Below are 14,768 nucleotides of genomic sequence, written 5' to 3'. Positions count from 1 at the left end.
ATGAAGAAGTTAAGCTATTTGTTATTAATGGCCGCAGTGGTTTTTTCCACAGGCTGTAGTTCTGATGATATTGAAAATCCAGATCCTGTAGAGCAAACACCAGATCCTGAGCCAGAGCAGCCGGAAGAACCAGAAGAGCCGGAAGAGCCGGAAGAAGAAACTCCGGAAACCTATGCCTTTGCTCCCGGGGAAACCAGGGGCTATATGGTAGATGCTTCAGCTACTGAAGAAACCGTTGCTTTGTTCTACAATTTAAAAGCAATTTCTGATACGCAGTTTATCGTGGGGCAGCAGGATGCTTTTAACGCCTTTTATGGAAACAATGATGGTTTTTCAGATTTTAAAAAATTAACCAGCAGTGACCCGGGCATGTTGGGTTCAGATTTTATGTTTATTACAGATGATAACAATAGCGGCGAAACTTCCAACTGGTTTTACCAGCAGGAGCAAACCATTATTGCAGATGTAAAGGAAGCCTATAGTAAAGGAATGGTGAATGCTTTTACCTGGCACCTCAGGGAACCTTATGAAGGGGAAACTTTTTATACTGATGAGATGACGGAATTCCAGAAAAACAATGCTTTTAGAAGTATTCTTCCGGGCGGTGCAAATCATGATTATTACAAAGGAAAGCTGGATAAAATTGCTGAAGTGGCAAATAATCTTACCGGGGACGATGGGAATCTTATCCCGATAATTTTTCGTCCTTTCCAGGAATTTGAGAAAGATTTCTTCTGGTGGGGAGCTGCATGGAGTACACCGGAAGAGTTCAAAAGCATGTGGCGTTTTACCGTAGATTATTTAAGAGACGAGAAAGGCGTGCATAATATTTTATATGCCTTTGCGCCAGATAATAGTTACACCACAACATCTGGTTATCTGGAAAGATATCCCGGGGATGAATATGTGGATATTTTAGGAATGGATAACTATGGAGATATTTCTCCTCAGGACGGTTCCAGGATAGCAATAGCAAATCAAAAATTACAGGTAGTTTCAGATTTGGCTAAAGAAAGGTTTAAAGTGGCTGCGCTTACAGAAACGGGCTATTTTGTTACCCCCGGGGAAACTGCACTTGCGCCAGATTTTTATTCTGAAAATATTTACAATCTGCTAACAAACAATAATATAAATATTGGCTTTATGATGTTTTGGCAGAATTATTCAGATTCCTATGCTGTTCCGGTACCAGGAATGGAGGGAGAGGATGATTTTATGGATTTTATAGCCAATGATGAAATTCTTCTTGCAGATGATTTACCAGATATGTATGAATTGCCTTCAGGGAACTAGTCGTCTTGAAAGTCAAAATGATGTTTAAAGCTCCCAGGTTTCCTGCCAACTCAGGTTTGGTAAAGTAAAGCAAAACGGCAATTAGTGCAGGTTTAAATTTTTCTGAAAGATGGAATAACTTCAGAAAGCTTAAGTGACTATTTGCGGGCAGGAATCTAAAATAGAAATAGTATAACAATTCAAAACAAAAAGCAGCATGAAAAAAATAATTGCTTTTCCCCTTCTAATTCTTTGTACAGTGGGTATGCTTGGTTTTAGTAATTATAATAGAAGAACAGAATTTCCAATGGAAACTTTAACTTTTGAACAGGATACCATATCCAAAAAAATAGACTCCCTTTTAAATATTATGACGCTGGAAGAAAAGGTAGGCCAGATGAACCAGTACAATGGGTTCTGGGAAGTTACCGGTCCACCTCCTGAAAATGGAAGCGCAGAGGAAAAATATCAGGATCTCAGGAATGGCCTGGTAGGTTCCATGTTAACCGTGCGCGGAGTAAAACAGGTAAGGGCAGTACAGGAAATTGTGGTTAATGAAACCCGTCTTGGTATCCCTCTTATAATAGGTTTTGATGTTATACATGGGTATAAAACTTTAAGCCCTATTCCTTTAGCCGAAGCAGCCAGCTGGGATTTGGAAGCCATAAGAAAATCTTCTGAAGTTGCCGCGGCAGAGGCTGCTGCATCTGGCATTAACTGGACTTTTGCGCCAATGGTAGATATTTCCCGCGACCCTCGCTGGGGCAGGGTTATGGAAGGAGCCGGGGAAGATCCTTACCTGGGCAGTAAAATCGCCGCCGCCAGGGTAAAAGGTTTCCAGGGAGAAGATCTTTCCAATCCTCTTACCATTGCCGCAACTGCAAAACATTTTGCAGGTTATGGTTTTGCTGAAGGAGGAAGGGAATATAACAAAGCAGATATTGGCACCGTGACTCTTCACAATGTTGTTTTGCCTCCTTTTAAAGCTGCAGAAGAAGCCGGGGTAAAGACTTTTATGAATGGTTTTAATGTGCTTAACGGAGTTCCTGTAACAGGCAGTGAACATCTTCTAAGAGATATCCTGAAACAGGACTGGGGCTTTGAGGGCTTCGTAATTTCAGATTATGCCTCTATAGAAGAGATGACCATGCATGGATATACAGAAAACAGGAAGATGGCAGCCAAAAAAGCTGTTGAAGCCGGGGTAGATATGGATATGGAGGCCTATGCCTATGTAAATGAACTTGTTTCCCTGGTAAAAGAAGGCAAGCTTGATGAAGCGCTTATTGATGATGCGGTAAGAAGAATTTTAAGGGTAAAGTTTGAACTGGGCCTTTTTGATGATCCTTATAAATATCTTGACGAAGAAAGGGAGAAAGAGGTTGTTGGTAATCCGGCTCATCATGAAGCAGTTCTGGATATGGCCAAAAAATCTATCGTTCTTTTGAAGAATGAAAACAATTTACTGCCGCTTAAAAAGCAAGGGCAGAAAATTGCTGTAATCGGCGCACTCGCAAACGATAAAAACAGCCCTCTTGGAAGCTGGAGAATTGCTTCCGATGATAATACAGCGGTTTCTGTACTTGAAGGAATGCAAAAGTATGAAGGCAATGAGCTGGTTTTTGAAAAAGGGGCAGATTTGGTAAACGGAAGGGTTACCTTTATTAACGAACTTAATTTCAATACTACAGATAAAAGTGGATTTGATGCGGCAGTAGAAGCTGCCAGGGATGCAGATGTTGTGGTAATGGTGGCCGGAGAACATGGCTTCCAGAGCGGGGAAGGAAGAAGCCGTACCAACCTGGACCTGCCGGGAGTACAACAGGAATTGCTGGAAAAAGTTTACGAAGCCAATAAAAATCTTGTACTGGTGCTTAACAATGGCCGACCTTTGGCCATAGACTGGGCTGCAGAAAATGTTCCTGCAATCGTGGAAGCATGGCATTTAGGGACTGAAACCGGTAATGCAGTGGCTCAGGTACTCTATGGGGATTATAACCCCAGCGGGAAATTACCAATGTCTTTCCCAAGAAGTGTTGGGCAGGTACCGGTTTATTATAATCATCAAAATACCGGAAGGCCCGATGAGGCTGCAGATGACATGGTTTTCTGGTCCCACTATACCGATGAAGAAAATACACCTCTTTACCCATTTGGCTATGGGCTTAGTTATACAAGTTTTGAATATAGCAACCTGGAGCTTGACAAGAAAGAAGCCAGCGTTAATGGGGAGATAAATGTGAGTGTTGAGGTTACCAACACTGGAAAATACGATGGTAAGGAAGTAGTTCAACTTTATATTAGGGATTTATACGCCAGCGTGATACGTCCGGTAAAAGAACTTAAAGGTTTTGAGCTGGTGGAAATTCCTGTGGGAGCTACCAAAACAGTACAATTCACCTTAACCCCCAAAGAACTTGGATTTTACAATGCCAACGGGGAATACGTGGTGGAGCCTGGAGATTTTAAAGTATTTGTTGGGGGCAGTTCCAATGAAGGTTTGCAGGGCTCTTTCCGTTTAACCAAATAGAAATTAAGCCTTAGTTATATTGCATGAAAAAACCCGGTTCATCTGAGCCGGGTTTTTCTTTTTCTAATTGTTCTACGGGAAAAGGATAACTAATCAGCGTTATCTATTATTTATGAAATGATCCTTTCACGGAATTATAAGAAATCTTCTTGCTTATAATTATGTGAATTTCCCCTTCCGGGAAAACTATAGCTCTGTAACAAAACTGGAAGCAGGTAAGCCCGAAGCATTAAATACGTTGGAAGTACTGGTGTTTCCCCAACTGTACCTGATTAATTTTGGCTCCTTAACTTTTGCCGATTTCAAAATAAGCATGTTGTTTTTTATGCTAAGCTTTGCCGGATAGAATTCCCCGTTTGCCCCGGCCATTTCAAACTGGCTATCTTTGTTCTGTTCATCTATATGAAGCCCTTCAGCATGTGAAAACTGAATTTTAACTTTGCGGCCATCCACTTCTGCTTTTTCAAATTGTGGGGCGTAAGCATTTTTAATATCCTTACTATAAACCTCTTTCAGTACAAGGTTTGCAAAGCGCAAGCCGGGATCAAGTTTATTCTTTGGATGTATATTTTCAATATTGCCAACATCACTGGTCATGATCATGCCGGTATTTGGCAATTCCAGCACCTGCCTTTGGGCATTTCTTATTTTTACCCCGGCATAATTATCGCCATAGTTAAAAGGGGCAATTTGCGCATAATAAAAGGGAAATTCTTCATCCCACTGCTTTCGCCAGCTTTGTATCAAGGTAGAGAAAGTTTCCTTGTAATAATCGGCATTATCGGTATTAGATTCTCCCTGGTACCACAGCACTCCTTTAATTTTAAGGCCGGCAAGCGGGGCAATCATAGAATTGTAAATGAGCCCGGGATCTTTTGGACCCCATTCCACTTCGGGAAGCATAGCGGCCGCTTTAGTAAGTCGCTCATTAGTAGTTATTGCTTCAGAAGGGATCCATGCTTCAGCAGGAGTTCCGCCCCAGCTGGAATTAATAAGGCCAACCGGCACATCAAGTTCCTCCTGAATTTTTTTTCCGAAGAAATAAGCGATCGCGCTGAAGTTTTTCATGGTTTCAGGAGTGCTCTCCACCCACTTTCCATCCAGATCCTGTTGCATATTTTCAGCCGTACGGTGCGCCACGGTAAAAAACCTGATATTATCATTTTTAGCACCCGCAATTGCTTCTTCAGCATTGGTGATACCTGCACCGGCACTCCACTCCATGTTAGACTGGCCGGAGACCAGCCACACTTCACCAAGTAACACATTTTTAAGCTTTACCTGGTTATAACCCGTGATCGTGATTTCCTGCACTCCCTTAGCTCCCGGTGTCTTCAGGATGATTTCCCACCGGGCTTTATTATTGGCCTTTGTGGTATATTCCTCTTTATCCCAGGTGGTGCTAATGCGTACTTCTTCCCCTGGTTTTGCCCAACCCCATATTTTTACGTTGGCGTTGCGTTGGAGTACCATGTTATCTGAAAAAATTTTGGGCAGGCTTATATTTGCAAAACCTGGTAAGCTAATAATTAATGCCAGGAGCAATACAATTTTTGATTTCATCATCAAGTGGTTTTTAAAATTTCTCTGAAAAATGGAATAAGTTGCTGCGCCATTTTTTCATGGTCTTCAACATCGGGGTGGGAATCACAGCCATGCGGGGTCATGGGTTCAAATTCAAAGACTTTTATTTCCTTCTGCGGAAAATGTTCTTTTACTTCTTTAAGCGATTCCATCAAGAGGTTATTGTTTTCGCTACTTACCATCGGGCTGCTTAAAAGGGCAACTTTCACCCCAGGATAGCGATTGTAGATCATCTCTACAAACTGTATGTAATTCTCCACAAACTTGTCTTTGCTAAAATCACTACGCTCTTTTTCTCCATCCCCCAGGCTAAGGTCGTTTGTGCCAAGCGCAATACTTACAATTTCAGGAGCATCTGTTGGAGGAGCAGTTTTAGTACTGTCGGCATTTAATTTCAGGTTCCCGTAAACATCTCCCATTACCGGTTGATCTTCATCGTTCCAGTTGCGGTACATTCCCATTCCCGAGACACAGTTGAGCTCAAAATTAGCATCCAGTGTTCTGGCAACCCTGGGGCCATAAGCAAGATAAGCGTTGTGCTGGAAATACCAATCTTCAGTACCACAGGGATATTCTTCAGTATCGGCTCCCATCCCACAGGTAATGGAATTTCCTATAAATTCGATCTTTGGTTTGTCTTCAGAATCTATTTTTTGAATTGCCCCGGCTTTTATTCCGCTGAAGATCAAATCTCCGGTAGAGGCTTCAGTGGCTTTGTAAATAGTAAGGGAATTAAATTTTGAACTATCCGGAAGGGCAATTTTTACCAGGCTGTCACTACGAAAACGGCCTATATATTCCCCATTGAGTTCCAGGGCAGCAAAGGCAGGTTCATTTGCAGCAGATAAGTAGATGGTCGCGCTATCTCCTTTTACCTGCGTTTCTACCGATACGGCAGAATTATACAGGGCTACGGCAGTATCATTAACCTGTTCATACCTTCCGGAGTAAACAAAATTTTCGTCCCCGGCATTAAAAAGTAATTGTTGCTTTTCTTCATTTTCCTGCTGGCATGCCACGCACAGCAAAACCCAAAAAGGGATTAGTCTTTTGAACATAAAATATAGTTTAGTTTCCTACGAAATTAAGGCTTTACTTTAAAAATAGTTTAGATTATCTTATCAATATTTAGTAGGATTATGGCATACCGGCGGCTGGTTTTATTCTGAAAGAAATTCCTCTAAAAATTTAAAATATGAAGTTATTTTTCCCGGTTTCCTTTTTTCTGCTGAAGGCGAATTTTAAAGAAGCCTGCCAATAAAACTGAAGTTTGTGAATTACAAACATGATACCGATATTGCCTGTTTAATTATCCCGTCCGGATTAAAAACAGGCGATTGATTTTTGTTTAACTTACCTGGCCAAACCTTAGAGGGGCTTATAGTTAAAAAAGGCCAGATATGGCAGATTAATAAAATAGATGCTAACCCACACATAAAAGCGGTATCAACTCAACAAATATGAAGAAACTCCAACACCTTAGCCTTTTATTATTTTTATATACAAGTATTAGCCTGGCCCAGAATTCTAAATTTGTTATCCAGTCTCCAGATGGGGAGATTAATCTGGAAGTAAATGTGGGAGAGCAAATTACCTGGTCTGTCAGCAAAAACAATCAGCAGGTTATTATGCCCTCTGTTGTTTCTTTAGCCCTTGAGAATGGAGAAATATTAGGGAGAAAACCTAAAGTTGTAAATACAGAAGAGGAAGAGGTAAGCAACAGTATAGATGCTATAAATTATAAGAAAGATGTAGTTAAAGACCATTATAACCAGTTAAAGCTGAATTTTGAGGATGATTTTGCACTCATTTTAAGGGCTTATGATTCCGGCGTGGCATACAGGTTCTTTACCAGCAAAAATGGAGAGGTTACGGTGACTTCAGAAGAAGCAAATTTTAATTTCTCCGGAGATTATATGAGCTACTTTCCTTATGCCAATGACCCCGCACACGATGTCTATCAGATTTCATTCGAAAACCTATATGAGCATATCCCCTTATCTGAAATAAAAAAAGATACCGTGGGTTTTGCGCCGGTACTTGTGGAATTGCCTGGCGGAATTAAAGCAGCCATTACAGAGGCAGACCTCGAAAGCTATCCGGGAATGTTTTTGAAGGCTGGAGAAAGCAAAAATTCGTTAAAAGGAGATTTTGCACCTTATCCTTTGGAAGAAGTTCAGGGCGGGCACAATGGTTTGCAGTCTTACGTAACAAAACGTGCGGAGTATCTTGCCAAAACCAGTGGCACCCGAAACTTCCCATGGAGAATAGTGATTATTAGTGAAGAGGATAAGGAATTGCTTAATAATGATATGGTTTATAAACTGGCTTCTCCTTCACGAATTAAAGATGTTTCGTGGATAAAGCCGGGGAAAGTTGCCTGGGACTGGTGGAACGACTGGAATATTTCCGGGGTGGATTTTCCTGCGGGGATCAATACCCAAACCTACAAGTACTATATAGATTTTGCTGCAGATAATGGTATAGAAAATATTTTGTTGGATGAAGGCTGGGCGCCCAAAGGGGAAATTCTGAATACTATTCCTGAAATTGACCTTGAAGAGATTATAAGCTATGCCGGGAGCAAAGGAGTGGGAGTTTGGTTATGGTCCGGTTACCTGCCCCTTGCACAGCAAATGGATAAAGCGCTGGAAGTGTATTCGCAAATGGGCGTAAAGGGGCTCAAGGTTGATTTTATGAACAGGGATGACCAGGCGATGGTGGATTTTTATTATGAACTTTCAGAAAAAGCGGCCCGGCATAAACTAATGCTCGATTTTCATGGGGCTTACAAACCCACCGGCTTACAAAGAACTTACCCCAATGTGGTAAATTTTGAAGGTGTCCGGGGGTTGGAAAACGTGAAATGGTCTAATACCGATTTTCCTTTATACGATACCAGGATACCTTTTATCAGGATGCTGGCCGGGCCTATGGATTATACGCCGGGCGCGATGAAGAATGCTAACAAAGCCAATTTTCGCGCGGTTAATTCCGCTCCCATGAGCCAGGGCACCCGTGTGCACCAGCTTGCTCTTTACGTGCTTTATGAAGCACCTTTTAATATGCTGGCAGATAATCCCACAAATTATATGGATGAGCCGGAAAGCACTGCCTTTATAGCTTCTGTACCTACTGTTTTTGATGAAACCATTGCTCTTGATGGGAAAGTTGGGGAATTTGCAGCCATTGCCAGAAGAAAAGGCAATACCTGGTATGTTGGTGCGATAACCAATTGGGATTCGCGAAAGATAAACCTTGATCTTTCGTTTTTACCGGAAGGTGAATTTGAAGCCATTATTTTTAAAGATGGGGTTAATGCCGCAAGGGAAGGGACAGATTATAAGCGCGAGGTAAAGCATATTTCTGCTGATGATCAATTGGAAATCCGTATGGCCCCGGGCGGCGGCTGGGCTGCAAAAATCTATCCTGTAAAATAAGCTGTGACTTTTCTCTAATCAGACTATATTTCCGGAAAAGGGGCTCTTCAACTGGTTGCGGTTTTTCTGCAAAAAGGATTTGAAATAGGCTGTTTTCCAGCTTCTTTATGTAGGATAAATACTTCATGAATAGCTATTTTATTCAGCTTCATGTCCTAAGCTTGATTTTTTTCATAAGAAAAGGACTACTTGTGTTATTTTTGTGTATGTTTAGATCGGGAATAGCTACAAAGCCTTCCTGTTTATTAATGTTGGTAATAGCACTTTATCCCCAAATTAAAAGTCTTGAGAACCAGGCATGCTTTAGTGATACAAGAAGATAAAATTATCCTTAAGATACTGGAGCGTCTCGCTAATTCCAGATCTTACTCCTGTAAGGCAATTACTTCTCTTAATGATCTTGACATCGAGGATCAGAACACAAACTTCGATGTAATTATATCTGATATACTTTTTGATGGCATTGCTCCTTTGGAATTTGTTTCCCAGGTGCAGGAAGTAATTTTGCACAAAAACCTGGTGATAGTTTCTAATATGGGGCAGGAAAAAATCAAAAAAGACACCATGGCCTTAAAAGGCATCGCCGGATTTTTTGAAATTCCTTTCGATTTGGACGAGGTAGAGCAATTAATAGCAGGATATTGATGGAATTTGTGGATATTATTATACCTGTTCTTAAAATTGGCCTGACAATACTAGGCGTTTTGTGGCTGAGCACTTTTATTAGTATGGGTTACAGGAAAAACAGGATCCGGAAACTTAAAGTTATTGAAGAAACTTTTGCAGATGTGGTGAGCAATTATCTTTATCCTAACCCTGCAAGTCCTTTGGAGTTATTAGATATCCAACGCATTTTGAGGAATATTGGGATTCGGGAATCCAAGAAAGGAAACGTACAATATTTAATAAACCTAATGATAAGGACACAGCGTTCCATTCTTGGAAATAATCATACCAAATTAAAAACGCTCTATAGCCAGATTCCTCCTTACCGCGCCTCTATCTCAAAGCTTAAAAAGTTTGGCTGGTACAGCAAAGCACTTGGGATAAGGGAAATTTATGAAATGAACCAGCAACAGTACATTCAGGAAATTATCCCGCTGAGGAACCATAAAAATCTTTATGTACGCCGGGAGGCGCAAATTGCCCTGATAGTTTTTCTTGGATGGGACAGTTTACGATTCATACCTTATTTAAAAAAGGGCTTAACCTTATGGCAGCAGATAAAGATTGTAGAAAAGTTATACGATCTTTATAAAGAGCCCCAGGTAGGCAAACTCAGGCCTCTGTACAGCACAAAAAAGATTTTTGCCAAACAGCTTATCATGAGAATAATCAGGAAATATTCTTTGGAAAGCGAGGTGGATTATATTCTTGCTCACCTGCATGACACCAATTATGAGGTGCGGGAGGCGGCTATTTACTGCCTGGATAGTTTTAAAGTGATAAAAAAGGAAAAAGTTGAGGTAATAAAATCGCTCTTCCAAAAAATCCCTTCTGCCAGTCAGCAAGGTCAGTTATTAAATTACATTTCGAACAATTCAGCAGTAGATGTTGAATTTTATATGAGCCTCCTTAGAAGTTCCAGCGATGATATTAAATTGCGATCGGCTGAAATCCTTTGGAATAGCGGCTATAAGGAGCAGGTACAGGAATTCTATTTAGAGCAGTATTCAAATCCGGAGGTATATGCCGGATAGCGATTTTTCATGGGGGAATTTTATCTTTTGGGCCGTAAATTTTTTTTTCTTTTTTTACGGCTTATGCCTGATGAGTATTTATTTTACGGGCTTATTACTTGCAAATCGTGCCGTTAAAAGAACGAAGAAGCGCTCTGTCTTTCTAAATGTGAATGATATTGTTAGCGCAACGGACATTCCTTCAGTTACTTTAATAGCTCCGGCTTTTAATGAAGGCAAGACTATTGTAGAGAATGTAAGGTCCCTGCTTTCCATTCAGTATCCATATTATAATTTTATCCTTGTAAACGATGCCAGTAAAGATGACTCCCTGGAAAAATTAATTAAGGAGTTTGAACTTGAACCACATGATGCCACTTTTATTACTCAACCTATTCCCACGGCATCTGTGAATTATATCTACAAAAGCCGCAATAAAAAATATACAAGGCTCACAGTAATCGATAAAAACAATGGAGGAAAGGCAGATGCATTAAATGTGGGGATAAATTTTGCCAACAGTGAACTGGTGATATGCACAGATGTTGATTGTATTATTGAACAGGATGCTTTGCTGAAGATGGTCAGGCCTTTTCTTGAAGAAGATAACAGGGAGATTGTCGCCTGTGGTGCAGGTGTGGGAATAGCCAATGATTCAATAGTTAAAAATGGTGTGATAAAGGAGTTAAGGCTACCTGTTAACCTTGTACCAATGGTACAGGTTGTGGAATACATAAGGGCTTTTCTTTTAGGAAGAATGGGTTGGGGTGAAATAAATGGGCTAATGCTCGTATCTGGTGCCTTTGGGATGTACCCATTAAAAAGATTGTTAGAGGTAGGAGGATTTGACGCAAAGATGGTAGGAGAAGATATGGAACTTTGTATCAGGTTAAGAACTCATATGGAAAACCTTAAACTGCCCTATAAACTGGTCTATTTGCCAGAAACCCTTTGCTGGACGGAAGCTCCTCCAACCTATCAGGTGCTAATAAACCAGAGAGACAGATGGTCCCGTGGATTGTGGGAAATTATAAGTATATACAAGTATCTTTTCCTTAATCCCAGGTTCCGGCATATGGGAATGTTGTATTTTCCTTACTGGCTTATTTTTGAGTTTGGGGCCCCACTGGTAGAATTTTTTGGTGTTATAGCGATTATGGTCTTCGCTTTTATGGGACTAATTAAATGGTCCAGTGCTATTCTTATTTATGCTTTTATTTATCTCCTGGGCTGTCTTTTTTCAACAGCAGCGGTTTTTATGTATGTAAAAAGTTTTGATCATTATACCAAACCGAAACAGGTGGTGGAACTACTTTTAGCTGCTTATCTCGAGCCTTTTTTATATCACCCGGTGCTGGTGTACGGGCAGATGAAAGGCTACTATAAGAAACTCTTTAAAATAAAATCCGGATGGGGAGTAATGACCAGGAAAGGATTTAAAATTTCAGAAGATTAAAAACGGTACCTGTAACTGGCAAATCCCACCAATTGGTTTCCTTTAGCTTGCGCATTTATATCCTCGAATAGATATCCTCCGCCAAGCTGGAAGATGTGATGAATGCCTATGGATTTATTGATACCCAGGTTAAAATAATAGGCTTCCAGCCCCGGGTTTTCCTGAACCTGGGTGAAAATAGCCCTTTCATCCGGAGAGATCCCGCTGCCCAGCCTTGCGAATAAATAATTGTCGGCATTCCTCATATAATAGCGTACATTAAACTGGTAGTTCTGGACTAGTTTATTCATTCGCTCTGGCCCCAAAAAAATCCTGATATTCAGATAAAAGCTTCCCTGGTAAGCAGTAAGTCCAAGAATTCCGGTAAGGTAATTTGTGTCGTTAAAAGCAAGAAGCCTGCCGCCCACTTCACCTTCAAAAATTTTGGCAAAGTTGTAAAACAGAGAGGCACTTGCCCGGAAGTCGGGAAATAAAGTGCCATCAGAAAACCCAATATTTGTAAAAGCATACATCCTGTCATTAAACACAGGGTAGGCCTCCAGTTCATAAAGTGTCCCCTGGTCATAAGCCCTGTCTGTATAATTTACACGTCCAATTACAGCCGTGCGGTTAAAGTTATGCTGAAATTCGCCACTTACGGTGTGCCAGGGTTTATCTCTTGAATAATCTTTACTGAAGTTGATAAACTGATAATTAATCCCAATTTCATTTGAAACGGTTCTGTTTAGTATGGTTTGCAGAACATAGCGGTTTGCACCTGAAATTCCAGAAGCTTCTATAGTTTTTAAGGCGATCTCCCGGGCTTCTTTTCTCCTGTTCATTTTTAGCAGCAGTTTTGCCTGCTGTATCTTTAGGGAAGTATCCCCAGGATAAAGACTATCCAGCCGCGAGAGGTATTGAAAAGCTTTTTGATTATCCTGAAACCTTCCAATTCTTTGCAAGGCCAAAGGTTTGGTATCTATATATTCCGGTGCCTCCTTTAATAAATACTCGAGGTTTTTATCTGCTTCAGCATAATTATTCAGCGCCCAATAATTGCGAATTTCAAGGATGCGGATATCATGATACTCCGGAGCAAGATCTAAACCACGGCGGGTGAGATCCAGGGAACTCTGGTATTGCCCATTTTTGTATGCATCGAGGGCTTTCAGGTAGAGAGAATCAGTATTGGTTTCTGTAATATGCTGTGAATATCCGGCAAGGGAAGTCACAGCCAGAAGTATTCCGTAGAAGAAATTTTTCATATTTGGGGCATATAAAAATCAGAATCAAAAATATACTAATAAATGGAAACCGAAAGTTTTTAGGAGATAAGTTTGAAACGGTGAAAGTTTTCCTTTTTGTTTTTTTCAGGCTATATTTAGGCAACAAAAAATGTTTTGATGAAGATAACAGATATAAATGGCAGCGTTACTTTAGCCAATGGGGTAAAAATGCCTTATTTGGGCCTGGGAGTTTATAAAGCCAAAGAAGGAAATGAGCTGGAGAATGCAATCCAGTCAGCCCTTGAAACCGGCTACAGGCATTTTGATACCGCCAGCATGTATAAAAATGAAGAAGGCGTTGGTGCGGCTATAAAAAAATCGGGTATTCCCCGGGAAGAAGTTTTTTTAACCACAAAGGTCTGGAACAGTGACCAGGGTTATGAGCCTACATTAAAAGCTTTTGAAACATCTTTGAAGAAACTGGATTCAGATTATGTGGATCTTTATCTTATACACTGGCCTGTGCCGGTTAAATATATTGAGGCCTGGAAGGCGATGGAAAAATTGTACAAAGAAGGCAGGATAAAAGCGATAGGAGTTTGTAACTGTATGCCCCACCACCTGGAAAGTCTTGAAAAAGAAGGTGAAATTAGGCCCATGGTGCTTCAAAATGAATTTCATCCACGACTGGTACAACAGGAGCTTTTGGATTATTGCCGGGACAAAAATATACAGTATGAAGCCTGGTCTCCTCTAATGCGCGGGAGAATTGTGGATAACAATCAATTAAAGGAGATTGCTCAGAAGCACGAAAAATCAGTAGCGCAGGTTGTGATACGCTGGGATTTGCAAAAAGGAGTGGTTACTATTCCTAAAAGTGTGCACAAAGAGCGAATTAGAGAAAATGCAGCGGTTTTTGACTTTGAACTCTCCGCGCAGGAGATGCAACTTATTGATAGCCTGGATAAAGAAGAAAGAACAGGAGCCCATCCTGATACCTTTATGGAACAGTTATAACTTTTCGCAGAAACAATAATGTAAATTCCATTTTGAAAATAAGAAATAAGCCCTTTAATTTGCACTTTCAAAACCGGAATGTGGTTTTCGGCAAAATCAGGCTAAACTGCACCACCAGATGTGGTAGGGAGATGTTGGGAAACCACAAGGAAGCAGTATATTACTGCTTTAAACTTTAATCGGGATGTGGCGCAGTCTGGTAGCGTATACGTCTGGGGGGCGTAGGGTCGCAGGTTCAAATCCTGTCATCCCGACAATTTTGGTATCAATTGATACTAAAAAGTAGCTAATCTTATGAAAATCAGCTATTTTTATTTTTTTTTGATTTCATAAGATTAGCTTTAATATCAAAGCATAGGTTGCCTATTCGGTTACCTGTTTTGCTACCAGAATATTCACTACTTTGGTAATTCAATAGAATTGACTTTCGCAACGATTTGACTTTCCTAAACGAATCGATTATTGACCTAAGCGAGAGGCCATGCAGACTTCAAAGACATTTAGTATTCATTTTTGGCTAAGTAAAGCCAAGGGAAAAGACAATATAGAACCCATTTATGCCCGTATTACAGTAGATGGAAAAGT

10 protein-coding genes and 1 tRNA gene are annotated in these 14,768 nt (G+C 40.6%); 8 read left to right on the top strand and 3 right to left on the bottom strand.

The annotated features are described in order from the left end of the window. Entirely contained in the window at positions 1-1,293 is a 1,293-nt protein-coding gene (locus RM553_RS12940; RefSeq protein ID WP_311535360.1) for a glycoside hydrolase family 26 protein, read from the top strand. A 196-nt stretch (positions 1,294-1,489) separates the two neighbouring features. Beyond that, a complete protein-coding gene (gene bglX, locus RM553_RS12935; RefSeq protein ID WP_311535359.1) occupies positions 1,490-3,802 on the top strand; it encodes a beta-glucosidase BglX in 2,313 nt (770 codons plus the stop codon). 186 nt (positions 3,803-3,988) lie between these two features. On the opposite strand, the gene RM553_RS12930 is transcribed toward bglX, so the two are convergent. Together RM553_RS12930 and RM553_RS12925 are read right to left on the bottom strand one after the other, a co-directional pair. Continuing rightward, complete coding sequence (locus RM553_RS12930) at positions 3,989-5,368, bottom strand: sialate O-acetylesterase (protein ID WP_311535358.1); 1,380 nt, start codon at positions 5,366-5,368, stop codon at positions 3,989-3,991. Continuing rightward, positions 5,368-6,444 (bottom strand): SGNH/GDSL hydrolase family protein, encoded by a 1,077-nt coding sequence (locus RM553_RS12925; RefSeq protein ID WP_311535357.1) that lies wholly within the window; start codon positions 6,442-6,444, stop codon positions 5,368-5,370. The genes RM553_RS12930 and RM553_RS12925 overlap by 1 nt, the downstream gene beginning before the upstream one ends. A 402-nt stretch (positions 6,445-6,846) precedes the next feature. On the opposite strand from RM553_RS12925, the gene RM553_RS12920 reads away from it, so the two are divergent. The 4 genes from RM553_RS12920 to RM553_RS12905 all read left to right on the top strand — a co-directional run bounded on the left by RM553_RS12920 (position 6,847) and on the right by RM553_RS12905 (position 11,961). After that, complete coding sequence (locus RM553_RS12920; protein WP_311535356.1) at positions 6,847-8,826, top strand: retaining alpha-galactosidase; 1,980 nt, start codon at positions 6,847-6,849, stop codon at positions 8,824-8,826. 285 nt (positions 8,827-9,111) lie between these two features. After that, a complete protein-coding gene (locus tag RM553_RS12915; protein WP_311535355.1) occupies positions 9,112-9,471 on the top strand; it encodes a response regulator in 360 nt (119 codons plus the stop codon). Further along, on the top strand, positions 9,471-10,526 hold the full coding sequence (locus RM553_RS12910; RefSeq protein ID WP_311535408.1) for a HEAT repeat domain-containing protein: 1,056 nt from the start codon (positions 9,471-9,473) through the stop codon (positions 10,524-10,526). Before RM553_RS12915 ends, RM553_RS12910 begins: the two co-directional genes overlap by 1 nt. A 148-nt stretch (positions 10,527-10,674) precedes the next feature. Then, positions 10,675-11,961 carry a glycosyltransferase family 2 protein gene (locus RM553_RS12905; protein ID WP_311535354.1) on the top strand — a complete coding sequence of 429 codons (1,287 nt, stop codon included), beginning with the start codon at positions 10,675-10,677 and terminating at the stop codon, positions 11,959-11,961. On the opposite strand, the gene RM553_RS12900 is transcribed toward RM553_RS12905, so the two are convergent. Continuing rightward, positions 11,958-13,205, bottom strand: a complete 1,248-nt coding sequence (locus tag RM553_RS12900) for a YaiO family outer membrane beta-barrel protein (protein WP_311535353.1) — start codon at positions 13,203-13,205, stop codon at positions 11,958-11,960. The genes RM553_RS12905 and RM553_RS12900 overlap by 4 nt on opposite strands. Before the next feature lie 138 nt (positions 13,206-13,343). On the opposite strand from RM553_RS12900, the gene RM553_RS12895 reads away from it, so the two are divergent. Both RM553_RS12895 and RM553_RS12890 read left to right on the top strand, forming a co-directional pair. Then, positions 13,344-14,183, top strand: coding sequence for an aldo/keto reductase (locus tag RM553_RS12895; RefSeq protein WP_311535352.1), 840 nt, complete (start codon positions 13,344-13,346; stop codon positions 14,181-14,183). A 180-nt stretch (positions 14,184-14,363) separates the two neighbouring features. After that, positions 14,364-14,437, top strand: a tRNA-Pro gene (locus RM553_RS12890). Positions 14,438-14,768 lie beyond the last annotated feature (331 nt).

This window comes from Autumnicola tepida (genome assembly GCF_031846485.1).
Taxonomy (GTDB): Bacteria; Bacteroidota; Bacteroidia; order Flavobacteriales; family Flavobacteriaceae; genus Autumnicola; species Autumnicola tepida.
Note: the sequence above shows the minus strand (reverse complement) of the source record. Positions and strands in the feature narration are given on the sequence as shown.

Excerpts from the sequence above, each read along its gene's own strand:
- RM553_RS12895 (WP_311535352.1), top strand. The coding sequence starts at position 13,344 with ATGAAGATAACAGATATAAATGGCAGCGTTACTTTAGCCAATGGGGTA.
- RM553_RS12920 (WP_311535356.1), top strand. The coding sequence starts at position 6,847 with ATGAAGAAACTCCAACACCTTAGCCTTTTATTATTTTTATATACAAGT.
- RM553_RS12900 (WP_311535353.1), bottom strand. The coding sequence starts at position 13,205 with ATGAAAAATTTCTTCTACGGAATACTTCTGGCTGTGACTTCCCTTGCC.
- RM553_RS12930 (WP_311535358.1), bottom strand. The coding sequence starts at position 5,368 with ATGATGAAATCAAAAATTGTATTGCTCCTGGCATTAATTATTAGCTTA.
- bglX (WP_311535359.1), top strand. The coding sequence starts at position 1,490 with ATGAAAAAAATAATTGCTTTTCCCCTTCTAATTCTTTGTACAGTGGGT.
- RM553_RS12925 (WP_311535357.1), bottom strand. The coding sequence starts at position 6,444 with ATGTTCAAAAGACTAATCCCTTTTTGGGTTTTGCTGTGCGTGGCATGC.
- RM553_RS12940 (WP_311535360.1), top strand. The coding sequence starts at position 1 with ATGAAGAAGTTAAGCTATTTGTTATTAATGGCCGCAGTGGTTTTTTCC.
- RM553_RS12910 (WP_311535408.1), top strand. The coding sequence starts at position 9,471 with ATGGAATTTGTGGATATTATTATACCTGTTCTTAAAATTGGCCTGACA.